This window comes from Chryseobacterium indologenes (assembly GCF_001295265.1).
Lineage (GTDB): Bacteria > Bacteroidota > Bacteroidia > Flavobacteriales > Weeksellaceae > Chryseobacterium > Chryseobacterium indologenes_A.
Genome location: NZ_LJOD01000019.1, coordinates 67,627 through 93,467 on the forward strand (window position 1 = coordinate 67,627; position 25,841 = coordinate 93,467).

Below are 25,841 nucleotides of genomic sequence, written 5' to 3' on the forward strand. Positions count from 1 at the left end.
CAGCTATTGAAAACAGTAACCGAAAATATAAGTGATAGAGAATTGTTGGAACTTTGCCGTTCCGGTAACAATTCGGGGTATTCTCTGCTCTATCACCGCCATGCTAAAACTGCTTTCAACTCTATTTTCCGTCTGGTGAATGACAGGCAGGAAGCTGAAGATATTCTTCAGGAGGTTTTTGTAAAGGCTTTTTCTGAAATTGCAACATTAAAAAATGCTGATAGTTTTGGAGGATGGACCAAACAAATTGCTATTAATCATTCCTTATCGTTTTTACGTAAAAAGAAAAACTACTTTTCAGAAATTGAAGAAGATCAATTGCCGGATCACCACGAAGATGATCTGGAGGAAAAACGGAAATGGGAATTTCAGATTGAAGAACTTCAGAATGCTGTTGCAGAACTTCCGGTACAGGTAAGAACAATTGTCAATCTTTTTCTATTTGAAGAAATGCCGCAGGAGGAAATAGGAACCGTTTTAGGAATTCCGGCCAGTACCGTTCGAAGCCATTACCATCGGGCGAAAAAGAAAATCTTTGAAAAACTAACTCAAAAAAAACACAATGAACGATCCGCTTAAACAATATATACAAGACCGCCGTGAAGAATTTGATACCCTCGAAATTCCGGAAGAAACGTTTGATAAAATCATGTCCAGACTGAATGAGCCGGTTCCGTCTGCGGGAAAAAATCATCCATTATTTTCTTTGAAAACATGGACAATTGCAGCTTCTGTAACAGTCATTTTCAGTATAGGAGGCTTTCTTTTTCTGAAGGAAAAGGAAATTAAAAATCCTATTATAGTTACTAAGAAAAAAGCAAAAACTGTAGAGGAAAACCCGGTGGTAATTCAGATCCCGGAGAACAGAGAGGAAACATACGGAACAATAACCGCTGAACAGAACAACACCGATGGAAAATTGGACGGTACAGGTTCAGTAGGTTCAGGGAAAATAGTTGAAATTAGCAATCCTGAACAGCAGAATTATGTCGGAAATAAGTTGGATGTAGAAAGAGCAATGGTGATTGAGCTGATGAATAATCAAGAGTCAGCGAGCTCCAGACTTCAGGGAATTGCATTGGCCAAAAATATCTCAGCTTTCGATGAAAGGCTCATTCATCTCCTTTATGAAAAAGCTGTCTCAGATGAAAATACCAATGTAAGACTGGCAGCAGTTGAAACTTTAGCTGAACAAAATGAAAATCCGGCCATCGCGGAAAAAATTCAGCAGGTTTTCATTCAACAGGACGATCCCATGGTGCAGAAAGAACTCATTATGATGTTTGCCAGCCAAAAAATAACGGAACTCAACAGCGAGGTTAATGAAAAACTTAGGGTGCTTGCTCAGGACCCGGAAACAGCAGCTTATGTAAAAGATGAAGCCTATGCTGTTTTAATGCAATATTAAAAGCTTTTATATAAACTCACTAAAATTATTAACAAATTAAACATCATGAAAAAGATATTTTTAATCCTATTTTCATTGGCTGTATGCTCTTTTCAGGCACAGGAAAACCCGGATAAATCCAATACAGCAACAGAGAATTCCAAAACATATAAAGTCAGTAAAAATAAAGGGAAATTACAGCTTAATCTCGGAACTGTTACGGTTGAAGGTTATAAAGGAAATGAAATTATTTTTTCTCTGGAAGGGAATGCTTCTGCGGAAGACAAACGTGCAGAAGGGCTTCAGGCCATCAATGCTTTAGGAATTATAGATAATACCGGACTTGGAATTAATGTCAGTGAAAAAGATGGTATCCTGGAAGTTAATCCAATGAAAAAGCTTTCTCAGCCTAAGGTAAAAATATTAGTTCCGGAGAATGTGATTGTTTCCTTCAGACACCAGTCTCAATATGGCGGAAAAGTTGTATTTAAAAATATGCAGAATGAAATTGAAATTGCAGCTACCTACAATAATGTGAAACTGGAAAACATTACAGGCCCGGCCACTGTAAAATCAATTTATGGAAATGTAGAAGCCGCTTTCAGCCAGAATGTAAAAGGTCCTTTATCCATTATTTCGGTGTATGGACATACCGATGTAAGCCTTCCTAAATCTATAAAAGCCAATCTGAAAGTTTCAACTTCATATGGTGAAATGTATATCTCTCCGGAATTCAAAATAGCTGTTGAAAAAAAAGATGACTTAGCGATCCATGGCGATGAACTTAATGGAAAAGTAAATGGCGGAGGTATTCATATTGATGTACGTTCTGAATACAGTAAAATTTATTTAAGAACGAAATGAGAACATTAATCACCTTTGCAGTCAGTCTCGTTTTCAGTTTCGCTGCAGCACAAACATCGATTAATAAAAGCTTTCCTGTAAAGAATAGTCAGGGAATATTCCTGAAATTTGATTATCCTCAACTGATTCGAATCAGTACCTGGGATAAAAATGAAGTTGAAATTTTAGGAACAGTGAATATTAATACAAATGAAAATAACAATGCCTTTCAAATCAAAGAGACAAAAGATGCTAATTCTTTGATAATTGAAGGAAAAATTCCCGAAATTGAAAACCTTCCACGCCGGATTACAGCTCGTAAGGGAAATGAAAAATTCACTTTTAAAACCATGGAAGAATATCAACAGTATTGTGAAGTCAATAAAATGAAATTCAACACAATATCTGATGGGGCGGATATTAACATTGACCTGGAAATTAAAGTTCCGAAGTCATTAAAGACCCGGATAGAATCCACCTATGGAATTGTAGAGATGAAAAACTTTGAAGCAGAGATTGCTGTTAATGCAATATACGGTGGAATTGATGCCTCGGTTTCGGAGAAAAATACCGGGAAAATTTCTGCGGAAACTTATTACGGACAAATTTATTCCAATCTGAATACCTCATTCACAGGAAAAGAATCTGGTGATTTTCAGCAATTGGTTACCGCAACTCCTGGAATAGGACCACAGTACTATTTTGAGTCCAAATATGGAAATATTTATTTGCGAAAATAATTAAACATCAATAGTTTAACAGAAGAGAACCATTTCAGGTTCTCTTTTTTTGAAGCCGGGTGTTATTTTTAAGGTACTGGCTGTAATAAAGCAGGCTGCTTCAAAATGAAACAGCCTGTTATTTTTCTTTGGATAAGAGCGTACTCCACTAATAAGGAGTGTTCTTAGTCTTATACCGACATTACCAGCTCTTTCAGGGTCTTATCCGTTTTCATCAGTTCTCCATGGGGAATCTGATGATTGAGATATGTGAAAAACAGATGGTTTACCCAAGGATTTTCAATTTTATAAATGTAATATGAAGCAATCAGTTCAAAATCCTCAGAAATATAAGCCGGCAGATCAGATGAATTGGCTGTTCTGAAAGTGAATAAAAAGATCTCCTTTCGGATTTCGTCAACCTGATCCCTTAAAGCTTCCTCCATTTCCATTTCCTCTACGGCCTGATAAGCCTTCATCCATAATGAAGAGAATTCGGGCTGGTCTCTGCTGTTTAAAATTTCATCAATGCTTTCGGGGGTTGTTTTGTCAAGAGTCATTTTTAAAGACTGTATAAAAACTTCTCCCAGGGTATTGAGTTCCTGTTTCATAATGGTGCTGTTTTTATCCAAATGCTCTTTTCAGTAAACTTTCCACCTTAGGCTCACTTCCTCTGAAATCCTTATACAGCTCCATCGGATCTTTTGTTCCTCCGGAAGAAAGCAGGATTTTATATTTTGCTGCGGTCTCAGGATTGAAAATTCCGGTTTCCTTGAAATACTGGAAAGCATCGGCATCCAGTACTTCAGCCCATTTATAAGAATAATACCCTGCAGAATATCCTCCCTGGAAAATATGTGAGAAGCTTGGGCTCATCGCTGTTTCCGGATTAATAGGATATAATGTGGTAGGTTTTGTGTATCTATCTTCAAACTCTTTTACACTTTCATTTTCCAGTTCTTTCACTTTTGTATGGTAGCTCATATCCAGCAGTCCGAAACCGATTTGTCTTAGAGTCTGATAACCTTCCATGAAATTTTTAGACAATTCAATCTTTTCAATTTTTTCGTCGGGAAGTACTTCACCTGTCTGATAATGTCTGGCGAATGTTTTTAAGAATTCAGGTTCATAGCAGAAGTTCTCCAGAAACTGGGAAGGCAGTTCTACAAAATCCCATTTTACGGAAGTTCCGGAAAGATTTGGGTATTGGGTATCAGCCATCATACCGTGAAGAGCATGCCCGAATTCATGGAATAATGTTGTTACTTCCTGGAAGGTCAGTAAGCTAGGCGTCTCTTTGGTAGGCTTGCTGAAATTACATACAATGGAAATATGCGGACGGGAATTTTCACCGTTTTGCTTATACTGGTTTTTATAGCTGGTCATCCATGCACCGGCTCTTTTACCTTTTCTCGGGAAATAATCTACGTAAAGAAGACCTTTGTATCGGGTTTCCGGGTTCTGGCTGCCGGCCTGAACTTCTTTCACTTCATAAACTTTTACATCCTCATGGTATTTCGGAATATCATTTCTTTCTTCAAAAGTCAGCCCGAAAAGTTTTCCTGCCAGCCCGAATACGGCATCCTGTACCTGATTCAGCGGAAAATAAGGCTTCAGTTCTTCATCATCCAGATCAAATTTGGCTTTACGGAGCTTCTCCGCATAGAAAGTATGATCATAATTTTGCATTTCTTCAATTCCGTCAGCTTTTGCCAGAGATTTTAATTCTCCGATTTCCTGGTCAGCATAAGGCTTTGCTTTGGTTAAAAGTTCATTTAGAAAATCAAAAACCTTAACCGGAGATTTAGCCATTCTTTCTTCAAGGACAAAATCTGCATAGTTTTTATACCCTAAAAGTTCAGCCTTCTGCTGCTTTAAACTAAGGAGTTCTTTAATCAGATTCTGGTTGTCGAACTCATCATCATTGAAAGATTTTTTCCCGTTGGCCAGCGCCAGTTCCTTTCTCAGGTCACGGTTTTCGGCATAGGTCATAAACGGGATGTAGCTCGGATACTGTAAAGTAACGACCCAGCCTTCGAGGTTTCTTTCTCTGGCTTCCTCAGCATACTGTTCAATAATTGCTTCCGGAATTCCCGCCAGTTCTTTTTTATCTGTAATATGTTTAAAATAAGCATTCGTGGAAGCCAGTACGTTTTGTCCGAACTGAAGAGACTTTAAAGAAAGATCCATGCTGATCTTCTTTAATTTTTCTTTGTCTTCCTCATTCAACAGGGCACCACTTCTTACAAATCCTTTGTAGGTTTCATTTAAAAGCATTTCCTGCTCACCGTTAAGCTGGTATTTCTCCTTTTCATCATAAACTTTTTTAATCTTGTTGAAAAGGGCTTCATTCTGGGAGATTTTGGAAGAATATTCTGTAAGGATAGGAGATACTTCCTGGGCAATCTGCTGGATTTCATCACTGGTTTCAGCAGAATTTAAATTAAAAAATATATTGGAAACCACATCAAGCTGTTCACCGGAATAGGCGAGTGCTTCAATAACATTTTCAAAAGTCGGGGCTTCCGGGTTATTTACAATAGCATCAATTTCCTGCTCAGATCGTTTGATCAGTTCCTTGAAAGCCGGAAGATAATCTTCATTTTTAATTTCATTAAAAGGGGCTGCGTGGTATGGCGTGTTAAAAGTTTCTGTTAAAATATTCATTTTTCAATTATTTAAAGTAAAAATAATGATTCATCCGGGAATCACAGCTGAAACGGACAAAAATAATGCCCGGGTATCAGGATATGACAAAAATGCTTTAACTTTAATAATCTTGTCATATGAAAAGCTGCAGAGAAAACATAATGACTAATTTTGTTGACAGGATTTACCATTTCAACTAAAAATAAACTTAAAATATGTAAACTATGAAAACAATCTTAAAAATTCTTGGCACAATCATTCTGCTGCTTGTCGTGTATGGTATCATTGCAATACTGACATTCAGCAAGGATTATCATTTTGAAAAATCGGTAACCATTAACGCTCCGGTAGAAAAAGTGTGGCAGCATGTAGGCTCGCTGAAAGCTTATAATACCTGGGATCCTTTTTCTAAAAAAGTTAAAGATATTAAAATCACTTATTCCGGTGAAGGTGATAAAATAGGAGATTCTTATCATTGGTCAGGAAAAAAAAGTGAAGGTGAGCAGGCTGTTATTGAAACAGTGCCCAATCAAAAACTGGTAACAAAACTTCATTTTATCAAGCCATTTAACGGGAATGCTAAAGGAACTTTTATTTTAACGCCTGAAGGAAGCGCAACCAAAGTAACCTGGATGATAGACAACGAGCTGAATCCGGTAATGAAGATCATGAAGCCAATGATGGATATGAATATGAAAAAAATGTTTGACAAAGGGCTTGGCGATCTGAAGAAGCTATCTGAACAATAATTCAATAATAGAAAAAGAGACTTTTATAGTCTCTTTTTTTATCACAATTAAACGTTCCTGATAATGCATTCCTTTTCCAGATCCCTTTAGTACCGGTCTGCTTAAGATATCCGGTAATCTGGAAATTATTTTTGGTATTCATGTCAAATTTACCATCAGAATTCACATAGCCGCCTGTTATTTCTGTCGCATTACCGGGAGAAAACTCCAGCTTACCATCTATGGTTCCTTCTTTGCTACGGTAAAATAAATCCTGCCGTTTTCATCTCCGCTGAAAGTTCCCGCATATTCACCCTTAAACCCTGAATTTACCTGTCTGAGAGATTCTTCATCAGAAATACAGGATGTTAATGACACCATGAAAATAAAAGCGGGTACTGCTAAATTGATCTTCATGTTCTTGGCAGTAATTTATAACATTGGTGAATAATATAGCAGAATTGTCATTTCCGCACATAAATAATTGAATTTAACTAAAATAATAGGTCTTCCAGATCAGAATGGCTTAATTCTTTCAGGAAAAAAATATACCTTTATGTAAAGATTAGATGTATGGAGAAGACTGTATTTGAAAAAAGTGATATCCGAAATTATGTTAAGACTGCCATTGCAGAGAAAATAGAAAAACTTAAAAACTTCATCGAGTTTACGCTGGAAGCAAGTCGCGATATCAAAAAAACACCCAAATATGACAGCATCCGGGAAGAGATGCAGGAGGAAATCTATCAGATGCAGCGCCAGCTTGGAGCTTTGAATGATCTGAAAAGAAATATGGCCAAAGTACTGAACAATGCTACGCAAAGGGTTCAGCTTGGCTCTCTTGTAATTACCAATAAAGCCCGTTTCTATATTTCAGTTTCTTTGGGAGAGTTCTTTTTTGAAGGCGACCGCTTTTATGCTATTTCTCCCGAAAGCCCCATGGCCCGGAAAATGATGGGAATGAAATCCGGCGATGCATTTACCCTGAATAATATCCATCAGGAGATTATTGAAGTGCTTTAAGACGCAGTTACCAAAGACACTATTTTTAAAAACCTTTCTTTCAAAGATAGATATAGGAATAAATTTGCAGTTGTGAAAAATTTTAGTACCTTGCATTGCAAAATACTAAAGCTATGAAATTTGAAACACTCAGAACTAACCGATTTAACCAGTGGATCATTATACATTTAAGATATCTCGTAGGATTTGCCTTTCTTCCTTCAGGGATGGTAAAACTGATGGGGGAGAGATTTACACAGATTTCTACAGATGATCCCATCGGGTATTTTTTCGAAGCATTATATCAGTCGGGTTTCTATTGGAATTTTTTAGGACTTGCCCAGGTGGCGGCAGGAATCCTACTGATGACCCAACGTTTCGCTATGCCCGGTGCCCTCATGTTTCTGGCGATTCTGAGCAATATATGGATCATTACAATAAGCCTTTCTTTTACAGGAACCTGGATGATTACCTCCCTGATGATGGTTGCCGTACTGGTACTTATTGTATGGGATAAACATAAACTGATGCCTTTATTCAGTTACAATCAGCCATCTTCCGTGAAAGCTTTTCCGGATCCGGACAGAAGCTGGATAATTGCGGGAATGATTTATGTTTTCAGTTTTGTAATTCTTTACCTGCTTGGGCCTGTGGGAGAAAATATCTATATAAAGTGGATTTCTGCAGCATTAGGGGTTCTTATGGCGGGTACTTTTGTTATAACCGGATATAAAGCATACAAAAATCCGGATCTTCTTTTGAAAAAACAGGTGTAAATAAATGAGGAGCTTTTGCTTTCATGTTGTAAATTTGTAGCTATGAATAAAGCAGAAACTTTAAAAGAGATCATAGAGCAGAGAAAAAGCATATTCCCGAAAGATTATACTGATGCAGAAATTTCTCAGGAACTGATTGATGAAATTCTCAATTCGGCAACATTTGCTCCCAATCATAAACGGACAAAACCGTGGAGGTTCAAAGTTTTCAGGGGTGAAGAAAAGTTAAAGCTGGCATCAGAAATGCAGGCGATCTATAAAGCAACTCAGCCGGAGCAGCTTTTTCTGGAGAAAAAATACAACGATATAGGATTTAAAATCAATAAAGCAGATGCGGTAATATCCATTGTTGTTAATTTCAGCGGAATGGTTCCTGAATGGGAAGAAATTGCTGCTACCTCTATGGCTGTACAAAATATGTATCTTACCTGTACAGCCAATGAAATAGGATGCTACTGGAGTTCGCCCAAAATTGTCGACTATCTGAAGGAGTCCCTGACTATTGAGGAAAACCAGAAATGCCTGGGGCTTTTCTATATGGGAAAACTTAATTAAATGAATTATATACCAATGAAATTAATCCTGTAATCACTGCTTTTTAATTACATGATAAGCAGGGTTAATTTCATTGGTCATATCCAGAATGATATCATAGGTTCCCGGTTCTGTTATTTTTATATTATTCCCATATTTTACGAGATGGCTGGCTTCATTGATGCCCAGTTCCATTGCCCACTCATTATTGCCCCGGAATTTTAGATTACCTGGCTTTAACGCGACATTTCTGGCTTCCAGAATATTTTTATTTCTGGAATTGGGGGTTAATTGTACATCCGGTCCGTTCCAACCGTTCGGGGTGGAATCTCCTACTGCTCCCCAGAGAAAAGAACTGCTTATTTTTTTTGCTTCCCTGATCAGTTTTCCATTTTTTGTTATTTTTAAGGAGTTGATTTCTCCATTTTTGCCAGCTTCAAATTCAAAATAAATTTTATCATTTTCATAATTGATAACGTAAAACTTTTTTTCGTTTTCCGCAAAGAAGGTGTCTCCGGAGCTGTCTTTAGAGTCAAAATAGCTTATTGATTCGTCTTTTGCAGAAATATAGAGATTTCTGTCTGCTGACTGGTATAATCCCTTTATCCGGTTTTGCTGTTCAGGACTGATTTTTACATTTTTAGGAAGATGATAAGGGTGATTGTACAGTAAAGAGATGATTCCTTTATATACTTCCGGTACACCGCCATCGAAAGTGTTACTTAATACAATGACCGTAATGTCATCCTGGGGAATTCTGGAAAAGAAGGAGAGGAAACCCGGACCTGCACCTCCATGTCCGATCACGGTTTTCCCTTGTATGGATTCAACGGTCCAGCCATATCCATAGTCATAATTATGGAAACGGGACTGTGCTTTTTCTAAAGTTTCCTTATCCAGTATTTTAAAATTCTTAAGTCCTTCTTCATATTTATAAAGATCCTCTACCGTAGAGTACATGGCACCAGCAGCGTGAGGATGGTTATAATCATAGTTTACCCCTTCTCTGGAATTGTTTTTTGATAAAAAATCATAGCCTGTTGCTTTGTTTTTATCTTTTAAATCTTTAAATCCAAAACCTGTACTGGTCATGCCTAAAGGATCGAGAATATATTTTTGTACAGCCTGCTGATAAGACATTCCTGCCGTTTTGTTGATAATATAGCCTAATAAATAATAATTGGAGTTGCTGTAACTCCATTTGCTGCCTGGTGAAAAACCCAAAGGCTGGACTGAAATAAAGTTCAGGAAGGTTTCTTCATCCTTGGTCTCTGCAGGATTGACATTGTTCTGAATACCGGAGGTATGGGTCAGTAATTGTTCAATGGTAATACTGTCTCCTTTTGGAAATTTGGGAAAATATTTGGATAGTTTATCCTGTAATGACAATTTTCCCTGTTTTTCCAATAATAAAACAACGGTTGCAGTAAATGATTTTGTAGTAGAGTAGATCCGGTAAATACTCTGATTGGTGTTTTTCTCTCTGGTCTGGAAATTCTTAATGCCATAGCTTTTCTCAAAAAATATTTTCCCTTTTTCTGCCACAAGAACACTTCCGTTAAAACGGTTGAGATGGTAATAAGAGCTGATAAGCTTGTCAATTTTTTCTTCTCTGGATTGGCTGTGCAGATTTTTAAGGCCAAACATGACTACAAGAAGGAGGAGTAAGTTTTTCATTAAACGTAAGTTTTTGATAAAATATTTAAAATGTCTTGGAAACGGAAACATGAAAAAGAAAAGTAATAATAGAGTTAACTCCGGAAATCACAGAAATTTTCCATCAACAAACTGTCTGACCGTTTAATACTATAACAATTTAATGTTTTATCTTGTTACATCGGAAAATTTATTTATCTTTGCACTCTTAAATATTTAACTGGGACGAGTTCCCGTAAAATTCACAACATTATGTCAGTAAAAATCAGATTACAAAGACACGGTAAAAAAGGTAAACCTTTCTTCCACATCGTGGTTGCAGATTCTAGAGCTAGAAGAGATGGTAGATTCATCGAAAAACTAGGAACTTACAACCCAATTACTAACCCTGCAACTATCGATTTGAACGTTGATGCTGCTGTAAAGTGGTTAAACAACGGTGCTCAGCCAACTGATACTGCAAGAGCAATCCTTTCTTACAAAGGTGCCCTTTACAAAAAACACTTACAAGGTGGTGTAGCTAAAGGTGCTTTTGATGAAGCTGAAGCTGAAAAGAGATTCAACGCTTGGTTAGAAGCTAAAGAATCAAAAGTACAAGGTAAAGTAGAAGGTTTGGCTACTGCTAAAGCTGATGCTAAGAAAGCTGCTTTAGAAGCTGAAGCTAAAGTAAACGAAGCTAGAATTGCTGCTGCTGCACAGGCTGAAGCTGATGCTAAGGCTGCTGAAGAAGCTGCTAATGCACCTGCTGAAGAAGTTGCTGAAGCTGCAGAAGGAGAAGCTCCTGCTGCTGAAACTGAAGAAAACACTGAAGCTTAAAAAACAACCGCTGTATGCGTAAAGAAGACTGCTATTTATTAGGTAAGATCACACGCAGACACGGACTTGCGGGCAACGTTATCCTTAAACTGGATACCGATCAGCCTGAACTTTACAATAAATTGGAATCAATGTTCGTTGAAATCAACGGATTATTGGTTCCTTTTTTTATTGAAAAATCATCCTGGAGCAAAAATGATGCTCTGAACCTTCTTCTTAAAAATTCCACAGAAGCTATTGTAGACCAGGTATTGGGTAAAAACGTTTACCTGCCGCTTGCTACACTGCCAAAACTTTCCGGAAAACAATTCTACTACCACGAAATCATTGGTTTCGATATACTGGATCAGGATAATAATAACTGCGGAGTGATAAGATCTGTTAATGATCAGACCGCACAGAACTACTTCATCACCAATTTAGACGGAAAAGAGGTGGTGATTCCTATTATCAAAGACTGGATTATGGAAGTCAACAGAGAAGAAAAGTATATTAAAACCGAACTTCCTGAAGGACTTATCGATGTCTTTTTAGTTCCTTCCAAAAAGGACGAATAATTTAATTTCTCAGAAAATAGACCTGAAACTTTCCTGCTTTCAGATTATTCACTAAAAAATATTTCCCTGAAGCTGTCTTTGCAATGGAGGTGATCATCATTTTGGTATGATCTTCTTTTGTAGAGATCGTTTTGTTTCTGATTTTAAGATCGTAGTAATACATATACACCGGAGAATAACCAAAGCTGGCTACATAATGATTACCACGGCTGAACCAGGCATTTCCGGTAACAATCCTTCCTTTTTCCTTAAAAAATGTAGAATCTGCAAAGGATGTGCTGATCTTGCGGGTAAATTTGTTTTCCTTAGAAACAAGGGTCATTTTTGGCCGTAATTTTCCGTAAAGGGAGTCCCTGTAGCTGGCATTTCTTGTTTCAAATGCATCCTTCGGTTCTTCCAGAAAGTCAGGCATAATGTAGAAAGGAGCCTTAGAATCAGGATTACAGAGATAGGACGCGAAAGCGGATGGGTAATTCATAATTCCGGAGTTTGCTTCATCGTCTATATAGCGGATTTCTTTGATTCTGCTTAGAATATTGTTCTGAAGCTGCTTCTGCTCCATGGCTATTTTCCGGAATAGAACAGAATCTTTTTCATGTTCTCCAGCATGAAAAAGATGTTCATATTTACTTTGCACATCATTGAGATCATAAATGGGGAAAATTTCTTTCCGGGTATAATCAGGGGCCAGATATCTCCTGTTATTCACATACAGGTCCGCATGATCCCCGACAAACGCAAAGTTATTGGTCTTTGGAATATCTTTCCAGCTTTCGGAAATAACAGGCTTGCCGTTTTTGATGATGAAAATCCGGCAGAGCATATCAGCAGAACGTTCCGGGCCCGGATAATTGTAGATGAAAAAATAATCATCCTTTTGCTGATAAAAACAATTGCTGCTTTGGGAAAGGGGAAGCTCCATTACCTTTTCCGCATAAACGGCAGGATCTGAAAATTTTGGAAATTCCGGAATTTCAGGGTATTGATCTTTCTCAATATCGGTTTTCGGAGAATAACAGGACTGAAGTACCAGCAGTGAAAATAAGAGGATAATCCGGGTTTTCATAGATTGTTTTTAATTAAATATAGAGTTTTATGCGTCCAGCTTATTCTGAAGACGGATGATCTGTTCGTATATTCTGTTGAAAAATATCTTCCTGTCACGGTTTCCGGAGGTGTTCAGGGATTTTGAATTTTTAATCTGATGTTCAAAATAATTCAGGGTTTCATTACAGGTTTTGGCATCCTTAATCAGAATATATCCAAACATATTGGTCGGAATGGCAAAAAGGGACTGTTGCGGATGATGAAAAAATATGTCGTTGGAAAGGTGCATCAGCTCATTTTCATACAAGTGAAATTTGGGGTTGTTTTCCGTTTTCTGTTCAATGTATGCTATAAGTTCCTTCAGTTCCTCCAAAATAATACCGGCTTCTTTTTTTTGCAGTAGTCCGGTATCGGAATAAAAAGCAATCTGCTGTAAAATACTGGAAGCGGTCATATCATTCCATAATTCCACAACATTCTGTGCTTCATATTTTTTTCTTAGTTCCTGTGTATCTGCTTCAAAATAAGGCGGGGAAAACTGTAAAAAAGGAACAAAAACCTGTTTGGCATTCAGCAGATTCATCCAGACATATATTTTGAACTTGGAAAGCAGGGTATCGGAAAGGGTATAAAAAAAGGGAATATCCTTCGCTGAATAGTAAATCGTAATCCCGTCTGAAAGCGGTAAATCCTCAAAAACGCTGAGATTATTCTGGAAAAAAGACTGTAAATCTTCCGTTTCAGTTACTGCTGATGTTTTTTGTACCAGGATCTGATGATCAGAGGTCATAAACTGATCCAGGGAAATCTGATAATATTTCGCCAGTTCCAAGGCCTCTTCAAAACTGAATTTTGCTTTTAATGAGGTTCTTCTGTGAGCGGCATCATAACTTATATTAAGGATATTGGCGATTTCGTCATTCAACGATTTGTCGCCAATCTTTCTGCGTATTTCCCTGAGTAAAAGTTCCTGGTGCATGTTTTTTGTGATTTTCACAAATGTAGGTATTTATTTTAATTTTTTTTCGCATTCGGATTCGTGTTTTTCACAGATAATTTTGAAACATCATTTTAAACAATCAGCGATGAAAAATATCATCTTAGGAGTATTTTTATTTTTTTCCAGCATGGGTAAGGCTCAGCTGGGAAATGATAAGAACTGGAAAATCGTAGGGGTAATACTCTGCACAAGAATTGAAGGAACGTCATTAGGAGACAAGACCTTCTTATCAGTAGGAACGAAACTGCCTTCTGAAGATGCCAGAAACTACTATAGCCTGAGAGGGCATTTCAACTGGTGGGATGAAAGAAAGCTTTTGATTATACCCGAATTTGATTATTTCCGGAAAATAAAAGCCTTTGGCGATGAAGATCTTATTACCAGCTTGTACGCGGGAGCGGGAGTTTCACCTTATGCTGCATCACCCAAATTCGGGATAACATTCTGCCATTTCTTTACCGGAGAAGTGGGCTATAATTTCGAGTACAATACTTACAGACATTTTCCGGTCAAAGGCTTCAGGTATTCCTTTGGATTCAATATTGTTTTTTAAACCGGATCATCATGACAACAAAAATAAAAATCAAAAAAAGAATATGAAAACAATACTTTTAATAACAGCTCTTTTCCTGAACGGTCTGGCTTCGGCTCAAGACAGTTTGAGCAGAGAAAGAACAAGCTTTGCTGCATTAACTCCATTAAATAAAATCGATAAAGTAAACGGTATTGCTTTAGGCTTAGGAGGTGCCCTGGATAAAAACAGTACAAGAAAAATTAACGGGATCAATCTCGAACCGGTTCCTCTCGGGCCTGTTGTATGGATGTTTTACGATCCCGCAAAAAACAGGAAAGAACGGCCTGAACTGATTGTCAACGGGCTTACGCTTTCCGGAGGAGGATACGGAAGTATAGTGAACCACAATGGTGTTTCGGTTTCTGTTTATAATTATGGAAACACGATGAACGGAATTATTATAACAGGACTGGGCACTTACATTGATAAAGGAAACGGTATGATGCTGTCCGGATTTTATAATTATGAAAAAGATTTTAAAGGATTAACCATTGCTCCGGTAAATAACGCTGAAATCTTTAAAGGGTTCCAGGCAGGAATATATAACAAGGCAGAAGAAATGAAAGGAGTACAGATCGGGCTGGTTAATATTTCCAAAAAAATGAAAGGGCTTCAGCTGGGAGTCTGGAATAAAAACGGAAAAAGAAGTTTACCCATCATTAATTTTTAAAGCCATGAAAACAATACCTTATATTTTAATTGCCATCAGGTTCCTTCTTGCCCCGGTTATTCTTTTCTTAGCTTATTCTGCCGGTGGGGAAGCCCGGTTTATTATCTTAATCCTGATGTATACAGGATTGTTCACAGACATTTTCGATGGAATTATAGCTCGGAAAGCAGGTGTTTCTTCCGAAAAATTACGGAGAATGGACAGCCAGACCGATCTGATTTTCTGGCTTTCACTGGGGTTTGCAGCCTATTTCCTGAACCCCGGGCTCATTAAAAACGAATGGCTGGGAATTCTTCTGATCTTTGTGATGGAAGCTCTTTGTTACATTGTCAGCATCTGGAAATTCGGGAAAGAAACCTGTACACACGCATTCTTATCAAAAATGTGGGGCCTGAGCCTGCTGATTGCTTTTACGTATTTAATAGGATTCCAACAGACCGGCTGGGCATTTTATCTTACAGTTGGATTAGGCTTTATCTCTCATGTGGATGTGATCCTGATTGTTTTACTGCTCCCGAAATGGCAGTATGACGTGTCGAGTTCTTACCATGCATGGAGAATCCGTAACGGAAAACAGAGAAAGAAAACCATCTTTTTTAACTGATTCCTGTTCGGATAGTTTTCTTTTAAATAATTGATGAATGAAACAGCGTAATCGTTTTTTTACGCTGTTTTTTGTAACTTGACGGAGAATTAATTTTCTTATAAACCCTCATTCAGTAAAGGAAAAACCAAAAGATATCGTGAATCTGCTGAATAAAATAATATTTTTGTAAGATACCTTGAAGGAGTAATGAAAGTAAAATATTGGATACTGTTATTAATTGCAGGTAACATCATCGTCAATGCGCAGATAAATACGGCTGAAAAAAGTATCACGGGAAAGCAATATACTGATCAGCAGCTGGAAGAAAAATTCTTTAACAGTACTCCTCAGGCTGCCCTGAATAATTATATTCAGACTCTGAGCTCTGCCAAAGAAAAAGGGGATAAAAGACAGGCTGCCCTGGCACATATAGGTATTGCCACGTTGAATCATTATACGGGAAAATATGCCGAAACAGCCAGAACTTTCAGTCATTATTTATATGAAACAGATTATATGAATGAATCCGAGCAGAACTTTCTCAAACTCGGTCTTGCGAATGCTTATATAGAGACGCATAAAATGGATTCAGCTTATACTTTGATACAGCATGGCCTGCAGACTTCCCGGAAAAACAAAAATGAATATAGCTACCATCAGTATCTGAGCCTATTGGGCTTTTACCATTTACAGCTAAAAAAATACGGGCCTGCTGCAGACAATCTCTTACAATGCCGAAAGTTTTTCTTTATTCCGGGAAATGGTACTAGCAGGAATGAAAATTATACCCTTTTAAATTTAGGGAAATCCTATGCCGGACTTAAAGAAAAAGAGAAAGCCGTAGAATGTTTTGCCAGAATAGATTCACTGGTTCTTAAGACGGATTATATTTATCCTGAACTCAAAGAAGCGTATATATATCTTATCGGTTTTTATAAAGAAAATGGAAACAGGGAAAAACAATGGTATTATGTAGACCGTTTTCTGGAAATTGACCGTGTGCTGGATGCTCAGTTCAGGGATATTTACCGTGAGCTTCCCGGAAAATATGATGTCCCTGAACTACGGCAGGAAGAAGAGGCAGCAGTTAATGATTTAAAAAACAGAAAGAACCTTTTTTATATTGTGCTCAGTCTTTTGGTAATCTCCCATTTATTATTTATGAATTTTTATTTCAGATATAAAAAAACGGGAAAGAAATACAGGAAAATTGCACAGGATCTGATCCAGTCTGTTCATCAAAATAAGAGAAGCTGGGAACCGAAAACTGAAATGATATCAGAGGATTTTTCAGAACAGAATAGAGAAGCTGAAGATCATAAAACCGCCAGAACCGTTTCTGAGGATATTGCCCAGGCTGTATTAAAAGAACTTGAGATTTTCGAGGATAAAGAACAGTTTCTGAATAAAGGAATTACTCTGGGAAGTCTTGCCAAAAAAGTAAAGACCAATTCAAGATATTTATCAGAAATCATCAATACCTATAAAGGGAAGAATTTTGCCACGTATCTTAATGATCTTCGTATTGACTATGCGATTAACAGATTGGCGAATGATAAAAAATTCAGGTCTTATAAAATCCCTTTTATTGCCGAAGAATTAGGATACAATAATGAGCAGGCCTTTACTTTAGCCTTTAAAAAACGAACCGGAACTCCGCTTTCCATTTACCTGAAAGAAATTGAGAATATCAATTCAGTTTAAATTTAATTTATTTATTATCAGTGTTTTATTGTTTATAAATTCATGATTTTATCCCTATAAATTTATGAATCTATAAACTATCTGCTTGCATAATCAACCTGCTTTACTGCATCTTTGTTTCAGGTAAAGACACAATATTTTATTTTGAAGATAGAAAACAGAATCTGAAATAATGTAATGACATAATTGTTTAAAGATTGATATGCAAGCAGTAATCATTTAAGGAGCTTAAATAAAAACCAAACCTTCAATCCATAGATGCATTTTAAATGTGGAAATGAAATGTAAAAATGATTTGGATGACGGTTTAAACATTAATCTGAATTTTAAAAACTAATAACCATTTATTAAAAACTATTCCATGAAAACTCAGACAGATTTATTTAAAGTGATGTGATGTGGCTTCAGGTTAATGAGGGTTTTATAACAGTTCAGTGCGGTATTAAAGTGAAATTAAATCCGAAAATCAAGAAAAACTAACAGATTAAAAAGTGATTTTTCTGAACTGAAAGTTTAAATGCTTCTTAAATGATTTTTTAAAGACAGCGCAATCATTAAGTTGCGCTGTTTTTTTGTAACTTTGCAGTCATTAATTTTTATACAAAAATTTATCATCAACCAATGAAAAAGCAAACGATTAAAGAAATCCTACAGGATTACAAGAAAGTATTACATCATGACATTACAGTTTACGGATGGGTAAGAGCATTCCGTTCTAACCGCTTTATTGCACTAAATGATGGTTCTACGATTAATAATTTGCAGATTGTTGTTGATTTTGAAAATTTTGACGAAGAGCTTATCAAAAAGATCAGCACGGCTTCATCCCTTAAAGTTGTAGGAGAAGTGGTGGAAAGTCAGGGAGCAGGGCAAACGGTGGAGATTATCGCTAAAAAGATCATTATTTTAGGAGATAACTTTACAGAAGAATTGCAGAGTACCATTCTTCAGCCTAAAAAGCACAGTCTGGAAAAGCTTCGTGAGCAGGCGCATTTAAGGTTCAGAACCAATGTATTCGGGGCTGTTTTCAGAATCCGTCACGCGGTAAGTTTTGCCATCCATTCATTCTTTAACAAGAACCAGTTCTTCTATATCAACACTCCGGTTATTACAGGAGCAGATGCTGAAGGAGCAGGGGAAATGTTCGGGGTAACCAACTTTGATCTTAACAACATGCCGAGAACGGAAGAGGGTGAAATTGATTTCTCTCAGGATTTCTTCGGTAAAAAAACTAACCTAACGGTTTCCGGTCAGCTTGAAGGAGAAACTGCAGCGATGGGATTAGGAAGAATCTACACATTCGGACCTACATTCCGTGCAGAAAACTCAAACACCACGAGACACCTTGCCGAGTTCTGGATGATTGAACCGGAGGTAGCTTTCAACAACCTTGAAGACAACATTGATCTGGCAGAAGACTTCCTGAAATATGTGATCCAGTATGTTCTTGATAACTGTAAAGACGATCTTGAATTCCTGGATAAGCGTTTTGAAGAAGAACAGAAATCAAAACCGGAGAAAGAAAGAGCAAAAGAAGGACTGATAGAAAAACTTCAGAATGTAATTGCCAAGCGTTTCAAGCGTGTAAGCTATACAGAAGCTATTGAGATCCTTTTGAACTCCAAAGAAAATAAAAAAGGAAAATTTGTGTATCCTGTTGAAAAATGGGGAACAGATCTTCAGTCTGAGCACGAAAGATACCTTGTAGAAAAACACTTTGAGTGTCCGGTAGTATTATTTGACTATCCTAAGGAGATCAAGGCATTCTATATGAAACTGAACGATGACAACAAGACCGTTGCGGCAATGGACGTTCTTTTCCCGGGAATCGGAGAAATCATCGGAGGTTCCGAAAGAGAGGCCAGATTAGATGTATTAAAACAGAAAATGGCAGATATGCATGTAGATGAGCATGAGCTTTGGTGGTATCTTGATACCCGTAAATTCGGTTCTGTACCGCATGCAGGTTTCGGTCTGGGGCTGGAAAGACTTATTCTTTTCGTAACAGGAATGACGAATATCAGAGACGTAATTCCTTTCCCAAGAACACCGAAGAATGCTGAATTCTAGAACAATAAAAAAAGCCTTAACGTAAAAATTAAGGCTTTTTTATTTTTTTATAGTTTATTATGTAGAAAAGTATACAGCAAAAATCATGCTAAGGGTGTTTTTTATCAAATAAATTTATTAAATTCGTGGAATATGTTATGTTAAAACACAAATACTAATATGCTTAAACAACACTTACAACTCAAATTAGGACAGAAGCTTGCGCCTCAGCAGATACAGCTGATGAAGCTTATACAGCTGCATACCCTGGAATTTGAAGAGGAGCTGGAAAGAGAGCTTGAGGAGAATCCTGCTTTGGAAATTGTAAAAGAAGATTCTAAAGAAGATGATTACTCTTCTCTGGAAGACGCCTATCAGGATGAAGGTACGGAAAGCATTGAAACAGATTTTGATGTTAACGAGTATCTATACGACGACGAACCCAGCTATAAAACAGCATCCAGCAACTATTCTCCGGATGATGAGGAATTTGATAACGAAAGCCTTCTGACAGAAGGACAATCGCTCTATGACTATCTGATGGAGCAGATTCATCTGATTAACATCAGTGAAGAAGACCTGAAAATTGCAGAATATATCATCGGAAACCTTGATACGGATGGTTACCTTAGAAGAGAAATAAAATCTATTGTTGATGATCTTGCATTTTCACAGGGAATCTATACCACCAAAGAAAAAGTAGATGATATTCTGGAAAACTATGTTCAGAAACTGGATCCGCCGGGCGTAGGGGCACGCGGACTTCAGGAGTGCCTTCTGCTTCAGATTGAAAAGAAAGTAAGCTCCGATAAGGCTGTTTCACTGGCTGCCAATATTCTGAGACATCAGTTTGATGCTCTTACCAACAAGCATTACAATAAGATCATCCAGAAATATGATATTGAAGAAGAAGATCTTAAAGATGCCCTGGAAGAAATATCCAAATTATCTCCGAAAGTAGGAGGAAACTTTGACACCCAGACCATTACAATCAATCAGGAAATTATTCCGGATTTTGTAATTCAGGTGAAAGACGGACAGGTAATTCCTATGCTCAACAGCAAAAATGCACCTACTTTAAGGGTTTCTGAAGAATACAAAGATATTCTGACAACTTATTCACACGATAAAAACTCTTCCGAACATAAGCAGGCTGCACTGTTCATCAAACAAAAACTGGATGCAGCCAAATGGTATATTGATGCAATTAATCAGCGCCAGAATACCCTGCTTCAGACCATTACAGCTATTGTAAAGTTCCAGAAGGATTATTTTATTACCGGAGATGAGAAATCTCTTAAACCAATGATTCTGAAAGACGTTGCAGACATTACAGGATTCGATATTTCTACCATTTCAAGAGTGGTGAAAAGCAAATATGCCGATACACCGAACGGAATTGTTTATCTGAAAGACCTTTTCTCAGACAGTCTTACTAATGATGACGGTGAAGAAGTTTCTACCAAAGAAATTAAAACCCACCTTCAGGAGGTTATTGATAAAGAGAATAAGAGAAAACCGCTTACAGATGATGCGCTGGTAGTGATTCTTAAAGAACAGGGATACAACATTGCCCGAAGAACCATCGCCAAATACCGTGAACAACTCAATATTCCGGTAGCGAGATTAAGAAAAGAACTCTAAAATATACAAGGCTGTCCTCAGAAGACAGCCTTTATTTTTTGATCCCGATTTCTAAGTTGATAAGATATTTTGTAAGCACAATGCCGCAATGGCTTTTTAGTTGCTAAGCGCTCCGGAATAATCGGCGATTTTCGGCAGTTGAACTTCGGTTTTCATATTTGTTTATCATTGAATAAAAAAATCTGAACAATCTGCCGGGTCAGCAGTACTATATAATCTGCAGGATTTATTCAATAGCGGCGGACTTTAGTCCGCCTGAATAATAGAAAATAATCCATAAGCTTTAGCCAAAACCTATGTAGATTTCAGCATTATAGAAGATTATAAGGTTTTATGAACGTTTTAAGCCATCCAGACCCAGTTCTTTCACCGAAATCTCCCGCATCTCAACCTTTCGTATTTTCCCTGAGATGGTCATAGGGAACTCATCCACAAACTTCCAGTATTTAGGAACTTTATAATGGGCGATTCTCCCTTTACAGTATTCCAGGAGCTCGGATTCGGTCACCTCAAAACCTTTCCGGACTTTGATCCACGCCATAACCTCTTCTCCGAATTTTTCACTGGGTACTCCAATAATCTGCACATCGAGGATATTGGGATAGGTATATAAAAAGTCTTCAATTTCTTTAGGAGAAATATTTTCACCGCCGCGGATAATCAGGTCTTTGATTCTTCCGGAAATGGTGATGTAGCCGTCATTATCCATTACAGCCATATCTCCGGTATGCATCCATCGGGCATCATCCAGAACTTTTCTGGTATTTTCCGGATCATTCCAGTATTTCAGCATAACAGAATAGCCTCTGGTACAGAGTTCACCATGTTCGCCCCGGTTCAGGATTTTTCCATTTTCATCAATGATTTTTATTTCAAGATGATCCTGAACAGTTCCTACGGTGCTTACCTGCTTTTCTAAAGGAGTACCGATCAGGGTCTGTGTAGAAACGGGTGAGGTTTCTGTCATTCCGTAACAGATGCTCATTTCTTTGATGTTCATCAGGCTTTCTACCTTTTTCATGATCTCCGGAGGACACACTGAACCTGCCATAACTCCCGTTCTCAGGCTTGAAAAATCATAGGTGGCAAAGTCTTTTACAGCAAGTTCTGCAATAAACATGGTAGGAACACCATATAAAGAGGTGCATTTTTCATCGGAAACTGTTTTTAAAGTAAGCTCAGGATCAAAGCTGTCATTGGGAATAACCATACAGGCACCATGGGCAGTACAGCAGATATTACCGATTACCATTCCGAAGCAGTGATAAAACGGAACAGGAATACAGACCCGGTCTTTTGATGAATATTTCAGACGGATGCCGATAAAATAGCCATTATTCAGGATATTATGGTGCGAAAGTGTTACTCCTTTCGGAAAACCTGTAGTTCCGGAAGTATACTGGATATTGACCGGATCATCAAACTGTACATGCTCTTCAAAGCTGTGAAGGGTATCGTCTGAAATATCCTGCCCGTTATTCAGAAAATCATCCCAGTTATCATCGAAAAATATTTCGTGTTCCAGAGAAGGGCACACTTCTTTGGCATATTCTACCATTTCTTTATAATTGCTGGTTTTAAAGCTTAATGAAGAAAAGATAAAACGTATTTCAGACTGGTTAATTACGTAGGTTAGTTCATGTGTTCTGTATGCCGGATTAATATTCACCAGAATGGTTCCGATGCGGGCAGTGGCATATTGTAGAAGAACCCATTCATAGCGGTTGGAAGACCATATACCAATCCTGTCTCCGGCTTTTGCTCCCAGAAAGATCAGTGCTTTTGCAACGGCAGTGGTCTGGTTATAAAATTCCTGATAGGTTGCTCTGTATCCCTGATGAACACAGACCAAGGCTTCCTGAAGCGGATATTTTTCAACGGTGTTTTTAAGATTTCCCCCGATAGTCTGTCCCAATAACGGAGTTCCGGAAGTCCCATAAACATAAGATAATGACATAATTCAAGATTTGGCAGAATAAAATTAATGAATAAATCCTGAATTATAAGCCTGTACCGGTTAATTTTCCTGAGAATCTATGTCTTTAAGCTGTTTTAAATTCTTGTCGAGTTTCCGGATGATAATCCCATAAACAAGCCTGTAATAAAGCCAGATCAGCAGAACACACAAAACCGTACTTACAATAGTTCCTACAATAACGATGGTAAGGTTGGAATTGGAAGGCTGTATATTCTGGGAATTCAGAATATAGAAGAGAAACGCGGTGAAAACCAGAGTGAAAGCCACAAGAATAGCAATACTGATCAGGATAAAAGCATTTACGGTCTTTTTAAACTTAATAATTCTGATAATCAATCCTTTAAGGTTTTCTTCAATTTTTATTTTGCGGTAATTCTGGTAGAATTTCAGGACAAAATAAGCGGTGATCAGAAGGCTGATGACCTTAATAGCTAAATACGCAAGATCGAAATTGTTTTCCAGCTCAGGGGATTCCTGTGCTCCCAGTTTTTCGAGAATTTTACGGAAGCTGTCAGATTCATCGCCCTGGAAAAAATAAAATAATCCAAGTACAGAAAAGAATAAAAGTTCAACAACACTGATCCAGAAAATATATTTCACATAATTACGTGATTTTCTGTTCAGCATCTGAAGAATCTCATCACTGTTGTATTTTGGCTGAACAGGCTGCTCCTGCCATGTTTTCTTAAAGCTGTCTAAATCAAAATCAGGCATATTTTTCCATCTGTTCTTTAAGGGTTTTCTTTAATCTGTTCATTTTCACACGGGCATTGACCTCGGTGATCCCGAGGTTTTCTGCAATATCCTTATAGGGCAGGTCGTCAAGATACATCATTACAATTGCTCTTTCTACATTCGGTAACGTCTTAATCACGGTGTACAGGAGCGAGATCTGCTGCTGTTTTTCATCGTCATCTTCCACAAAATCCTTATGGTTGATGTCCAGTTCATTGGTAGGGAGACTTTTGCTTTTTTTCCGGAAAAGGGTAATGGCTGTATTAAGGGCTACACGGTACATCCATGTAGAGATTTTAGAATTTCCTTTAAAGGAATCATAACTTCTCCAAAGCTGGAGAACAATTTCCTGAAAAAGATCTTCTTCATCTTCGAGAGAATTGGTATACAAACGCGAAACCTTAATAATCAGTCCCTGATTATCCTTAATAAGCTGCGCAAATTCTTTTTCTCTCGAACTCATAAATTTATAATGGCACGAAGATAATAATAATGCGGTAAATTATTAATTTGAAAATGAGTTTATTTGAAAATTTGATTACATCTGGCTGGCTGCTTAAATCAATGCATTGAAACGGAAGAGGCATTTTCTATGTTTTTAATTTAATTTTCGAATGAACACATAGCTGCATTTTTCAAATTATCCCGTATCTTTGCCTCCGCGAGAAAATCGGCTTGTTGATTTCCCGTTTTACGGGAGGTAGGAAAGTCCGGACACCGTAGAGCAGCAAAGCGGATAACATCCGTCACCCGTGAGGGTAGGACAAGTGCAACAGAAAGCAGGTACAGTTCGGCTGTAGTGAAACCAGGTAAACTCTTTGTGGTGCAATGATAAGTATATCGGTTCTTTTCAGCAATGAAAATAGGGGCGGCTCGTCCTGAAAGCCGAGGGGTAATCAGCTCAAGTTTTGCAGCAATGTAAAACGCAGATAAATAACAGGCACTTCTTCGGAAGTACAGAATCCGGCTTACAGATTTTCTCGTATTTTTCCTGGAACAATTCCTAAATACCTTCCTTTTCAGATTGTCAGCTTTAAAAAAAGACCGGAACTGATTCCGGCCTTATGTAAGCTGGTCTGCATCTTATGGCAGCCAGAAAAATGAATTTAAGATCTATTGTGAATACAATTTGCAACAGCCTGATAATGCCGGAATTTTCTTCATACCCTTGAATGTATAGTCCCGGTTAATAAATCTGAAGATAGGTAATATTACCTGCACCGGAGCTTATAGTAAACCATTCCGCAAAAGATGGTGTGTTAACCCCGCTCTGGTTGGGCTGCAAAAAGCCTGCAGAAAGTACAGGATCACCCACCTCAAAAGAATCTACAGATTGCCCGTTGCTATCCCTGAGACTGAAAGCATAACCTTCCCATTCATCAATAGAGTTTACAGCAGTAATAAGAGGGTGATTGTAAGGGTAAGTGTTTGAATTGGCCGGGTTTAAAGGATCGCCATAATTCCAATAGAGGATCGGGATGTTAGCTGTTCCGGTAGTATCAAAATGTTCGTAGTAGCTGTAACCATTAATAGGGATGGTATAATTGGTAGAAGGGTAGGTGCCGATTGCATACATATAAGGGCTGTAGGGAGTTGCACTTTTGGTCATCAGTCTGCCCACTGCAATATAATCAGGATTATAATTATTTACCTGTAAAGGAGTTGATTGTGCTGAAGCAGATATACCTGCTGCTATGCTGAGTATAATGGTTAATTTTTTCATAGTATTTAATGGATTTTAGAGTTAATGTTTAGCTGATGTGTTATAAGCAGATATTACTTTTCAGATTTAATGTTCTTACGGATTTCGTCGCTTTTCTTCATATAGATCTGGGTGGCCCAGACAATGATCTGGCTCATATCACCGCCTGTTTTTCTCATCAGTTCGGCCTCAGTTACGCCAGTGGAAAGGATCAGTTCTTTGGAAGCGGGTACCAGAAGCGCTTTTCTTCTGTCACTCAGCTCAGAAGTGTTTCTTTTTTTTTCCTCTTCCGTAGGTCTGTTTTGTGGATCACCCAGACTTTTAAAAGCTTTGTCGAAGTTTTCCATCTGCGGAGTTTTCATGCTCTCCATGGTATCTACAGCATTATTTTCATTGTTACAGGAGATCAGCGTTAAAGTGGCAAAAGCCGCCATTAGAAAATATTTTTTCATAGTAATTAAGATGTAAGTATAATTGTTTAAAAC

At 37.7% G+C, this 25,841-nt stretch carries 27 protein-coding genes and 1 other RNA gene; 17 read left to right on the forward strand and 11 right to left on the reverse strand.

Features of this window, described 5'->3' with window-relative positions:
• Positions 1-6: 6 nt before the first annotated feature.
• From AOB46_RS20495 to AOB46_RS20510, 4 genes are read left to right on the forward strand one after another with little or no spacing between them, the layout of a single operon-like run.
• Positions 7-579, forward strand: a complete 573-nt coding sequence (locus AOB46_RS20495; RefSeq protein ID WP_062702896.1) for an RNA polymerase sigma factor — start codon at positions 7-9, stop codon at positions 577-579.
• Positions 563-1,408 carry a HEAT repeat domain-containing protein gene (locus AOB46_RS20500; protein ID WP_062702898.1) on the forward strand — a complete coding sequence of 282 codons (846 nt, stop codon included), beginning with the start codon at positions 563-565 and terminating at the stop codon, positions 1,406-1,408. The genes AOB46_RS20495 and AOB46_RS20500 overlap by 17 nt, the downstream gene beginning before the upstream one ends.
• A gap of 45 nt (positions 1,409-1,453) precedes the next feature.
• Positions 1,454-2,251, forward strand: coding sequence for a DUF4097 family beta strand repeat-containing protein (locus AOB46_RS20505; protein ID WP_062702901.1), 798 nt, complete (start codon positions 1,454-1,456; stop codon positions 2,249-2,251).
• Entirely contained in the window at positions 2,248-2,970 is a 723-nt protein-coding gene (locus AOB46_RS20510) for a hypothetical protein (protein WP_062702902.1), read from the forward strand. Before AOB46_RS20505 ends, AOB46_RS20510 begins: the two co-directional genes overlap by 4 nt.
• Positions 2,971-3,140: 170 nt before the next feature.
• Here AOB46_RS20510 and AOB46_RS20515 read toward each other — a convergent pair whose 3' ends face one another.
• Positions 3,141-3,560 carry a hypothetical protein gene (locus AOB46_RS20515; protein ID WP_131724428.1) on the reverse strand — a complete coding sequence of 140 codons (420 nt, stop codon included), beginning with the start codon at positions 3,558-3,560 and terminating at the stop codon, positions 3,141-3,143.
• Between the two features lie 13 nt (positions 3,561-3,573).
• On the reverse strand, positions 3,574-5,616 hold the full coding sequence (locus tag AOB46_RS20520) for a M3 family metallopeptidase (RefSeq protein WP_062702906.1): 2,043 nt from the start codon (positions 5,614-5,616) through the stop codon (positions 3,574-3,576).
• Positions 5,617-5,822: 206 nt separating this feature from the next.
• Between AOB46_RS20520 and AOB46_RS20525 the strand changes: the two genes are divergently transcribed.
• Positions 5,823-6,347, forward strand: a complete 525-nt coding sequence (locus tag AOB46_RS20525) for an SRPBCC family protein (RefSeq protein WP_062702908.1) — start codon at positions 5,823-5,825, stop codon at positions 6,345-6,347.
• Between the two features lie 219 nt (positions 6,348-6,566).
• Here AOB46_RS20525 and AOB46_RS23490 read toward each other — a convergent pair whose 3' ends face one another.
• Entirely contained in the window at positions 6,567-6,743 is a 177-nt protein-coding gene (locus tag AOB46_RS23490; RefSeq protein ID WP_157845089.1) for a hypothetical protein, read from the reverse strand.
• 156 nt (positions 6,744-6,899) lie between these two features.
• On the opposite strand from AOB46_RS23490, the gene AOB46_RS20530 reads away from it, so the two are divergent.
• The 3 genes from AOB46_RS20530 (at position 6,900) to AOB46_RS20540 (ending at position 8,659) form a co-directional block, all read left to right on the forward strand.
• On the forward strand, positions 6,900-7,349 hold the full coding sequence (locus tag AOB46_RS20530; protein WP_062702910.1) for a hypothetical protein: 450 nt from the start codon (positions 6,900-6,902) through the stop codon (positions 7,347-7,349).
• Positions 7,350-7,462: 113 nt separating this feature from the next.
• Positions 7,463-8,104, forward strand: a complete 642-nt coding sequence (locus tag AOB46_RS20535; protein WP_062702912.1) for a DoxX family membrane protein — start codon at positions 7,463-7,465, stop codon at positions 8,102-8,104.
• 42 nt (positions 8,105-8,146) lie between these two features.
• Positions 8,147-8,659: a nitroreductase gene (locus tag AOB46_RS20540; protein ID WP_062702914.1), complete on the forward strand. Its 513-nt coding sequence runs from the start codon at positions 8,147-8,149 to the stop codon at positions 8,657-8,659.
• 33 nt (positions 8,660-8,692) lie between these two features.
• Here AOB46_RS20540 and AOB46_RS20545 read toward each other — a convergent pair whose 3' ends face one another.
• Positions 8,693-10,315, reverse strand: coding sequence for a serine hydrolase (locus AOB46_RS20545; protein WP_062702917.1), 1,623 nt, complete (start codon positions 10,313-10,315; stop codon positions 8,693-8,695).
• 231 nt (positions 10,316-10,546) lie between these two features.
• Here AOB46_RS20545 and AOB46_RS20550 point away from each other — a divergent pair, with 231 nt between their 5' ends.
• Together AOB46_RS20550 and rimM are read left to right on the forward strand one after the other, a co-directional pair.
• Positions 10,547-11,110 carry a 30S ribosomal protein S16 gene (locus tag AOB46_RS20550; protein WP_062702920.1) on the forward strand — a complete coding sequence of 188 codons (564 nt, stop codon included), beginning with the start codon at positions 10,547-10,549 and terminating at the stop codon, positions 11,108-11,110.
• A 14-nt stretch (positions 11,111-11,124) separates the two neighbouring features.
• Positions 11,125-11,667, forward strand: coding sequence for a ribosome maturation factor RimM (rimM, locus tag AOB46_RS20555; protein ID WP_062702922.1), 543 nt, complete (start codon positions 11,125-11,127; stop codon positions 11,665-11,667).
• 1 nt (position 11,668) lies between these two features.
• Here rimM and AOB46_RS20560 read toward each other — a convergent pair whose 3' ends face one another.
• Positions 11,669-12,733, reverse strand: a complete 1,065-nt coding sequence (locus AOB46_RS20560) for a hypothetical protein (RefSeq protein WP_062702925.1) — start codon at positions 12,731-12,733, stop codon at positions 11,669-11,671.
• A 27-nt stretch (positions 12,734-12,760) separates the two neighbouring features.
• Positions 12,761-13,711, reverse strand: a complete 951-nt coding sequence (locus AOB46_RS20565; protein WP_241489248.1) for an XRE family transcriptional regulator — start codon at positions 13,709-13,711, stop codon at positions 12,761-12,763.
• Between the two features lie 88 nt (positions 13,712-13,799).
• On the opposite strand from AOB46_RS20565, the gene AOB46_RS20570 reads away from it, so the two are divergent.
• The 6 genes from AOB46_RS20570 (at position 13,800) to rpoN (ending at position 20,941) form a co-directional block, all read left to right on the forward strand.
• Entirely contained in the window at positions 13,800-14,267 is a 468-nt protein-coding gene (locus AOB46_RS20570) for a hypothetical protein (RefSeq protein ID WP_131724429.1), read from the forward strand.
• 43 nt (positions 14,268-14,310) lie between these two features.
• Positions 14,311-14,958, forward strand: coding sequence for an LA_2272 family surface repeat-containing protein (locus AOB46_RS20575; protein WP_131724430.1), 648 nt, complete (start codon positions 14,311-14,313; stop codon positions 14,956-14,958).
• Between the two features lie 4 nt (positions 14,959-14,962).
• On the forward strand, positions 14,963-15,562 hold the full coding sequence (locus tag AOB46_RS20580) for a CDP-alcohol phosphatidyltransferase family protein (protein ID WP_062702933.1): 600 nt from the start codon (positions 14,963-14,965) through the stop codon (positions 15,560-15,562).
• A 189-nt stretch (positions 15,563-15,751) separates the two neighbouring features.
• Entirely contained in the window at positions 15,752-17,248 is a 1,497-nt protein-coding gene (locus AOB46_RS20585; RefSeq protein ID WP_062702935.1) for a helix-turn-helix domain-containing protein, read from the forward strand.
• A 621-nt stretch (positions 17,249-17,869) separates the two neighbouring features.
• A complete protein-coding gene (gene asnS / locus AOB46_RS20590) occupies positions 17,870-19,318 on the forward strand; it encodes an asparagine--tRNA ligase (RefSeq protein ID WP_062702937.1) in 1,449 nt (482 codons plus the stop codon).
• Between the two features lie 159 nt (positions 19,319-19,477).
• Entirely contained in the window at positions 19,478-20,941 is a 1,464-nt protein-coding gene (gene rpoN / locus AOB46_RS20595) for an RNA polymerase factor sigma-54 (RefSeq protein WP_062702939.1), read from the forward strand.
• A gap of 331 nt (positions 20,942-21,272) precedes the next feature.
• On the opposite strand, the gene AOB46_RS20600 is transcribed toward rpoN, so the two are convergent.
• Genes AOB46_RS20600 through AOB46_RS20610 form a run of 3 tightly spaced genes read right to left on the reverse strand, consistent with a single transcriptional unit; the run spans position 21,273 to position 24,117 of the window.
• Positions 21,273-22,898: an AMP-binding protein gene (locus AOB46_RS20600; RefSeq protein WP_062702941.1), complete on the reverse strand. Its 1,626-nt coding sequence runs from the start codon at positions 22,896-22,898 to the stop codon at positions 21,273-21,275.
• Between the two features lie 60 nt (positions 22,899-22,958).
• On the reverse strand, positions 22,959-23,633 hold the full coding sequence (locus tag AOB46_RS20605) for a beta-carotene 15,15'-monooxygenase (protein ID WP_062702943.1): 675 nt from the start codon (positions 23,631-23,633) through the stop codon (positions 22,959-22,961).
• On the reverse strand, positions 23,626-24,117 hold the full coding sequence (locus tag AOB46_RS20610) for an RNA polymerase sigma factor (RefSeq protein WP_062702945.1): 492 nt from the start codon (positions 24,115-24,117) through the stop codon (positions 23,626-23,628). Before AOB46_RS20610 ends, AOB46_RS20605 begins: the two co-directional genes overlap by 8 nt.
• Before the next feature lie 199 nt (positions 24,118-24,316).
• On the opposite strand from AOB46_RS20610, the gene rnpB reads away from it, so the two are divergent.
• An RNA gene (gene rnpB / locus AOB46_RS20615) (RNase P RNA component class A) lies at positions 24,317-24,641 on the forward strand.
• 199 nt (positions 24,642-24,840) lie between these two features.
• On the opposite strand, the gene AOB46_RS20620 is transcribed toward rnpB, so the two are convergent.
• Both AOB46_RS20620 and AOB46_RS20625 read right to left on the reverse strand, forming a co-directional pair.
• Complete coding sequence (locus AOB46_RS20620) at positions 24,841-25,377, reverse strand: hypothetical protein (RefSeq protein WP_062702947.1); 537 nt, start codon at positions 25,375-25,377, stop codon at positions 24,841-24,843.
• A gap of 53 nt (positions 25,378-25,430) precedes the next feature.
• The coding region (locus AOB46_RS20625) for a hypothetical protein (protein WP_206542267.1) at positions 25,431-25,841 on the reverse strand (411 nt) is incomplete at its 5' end.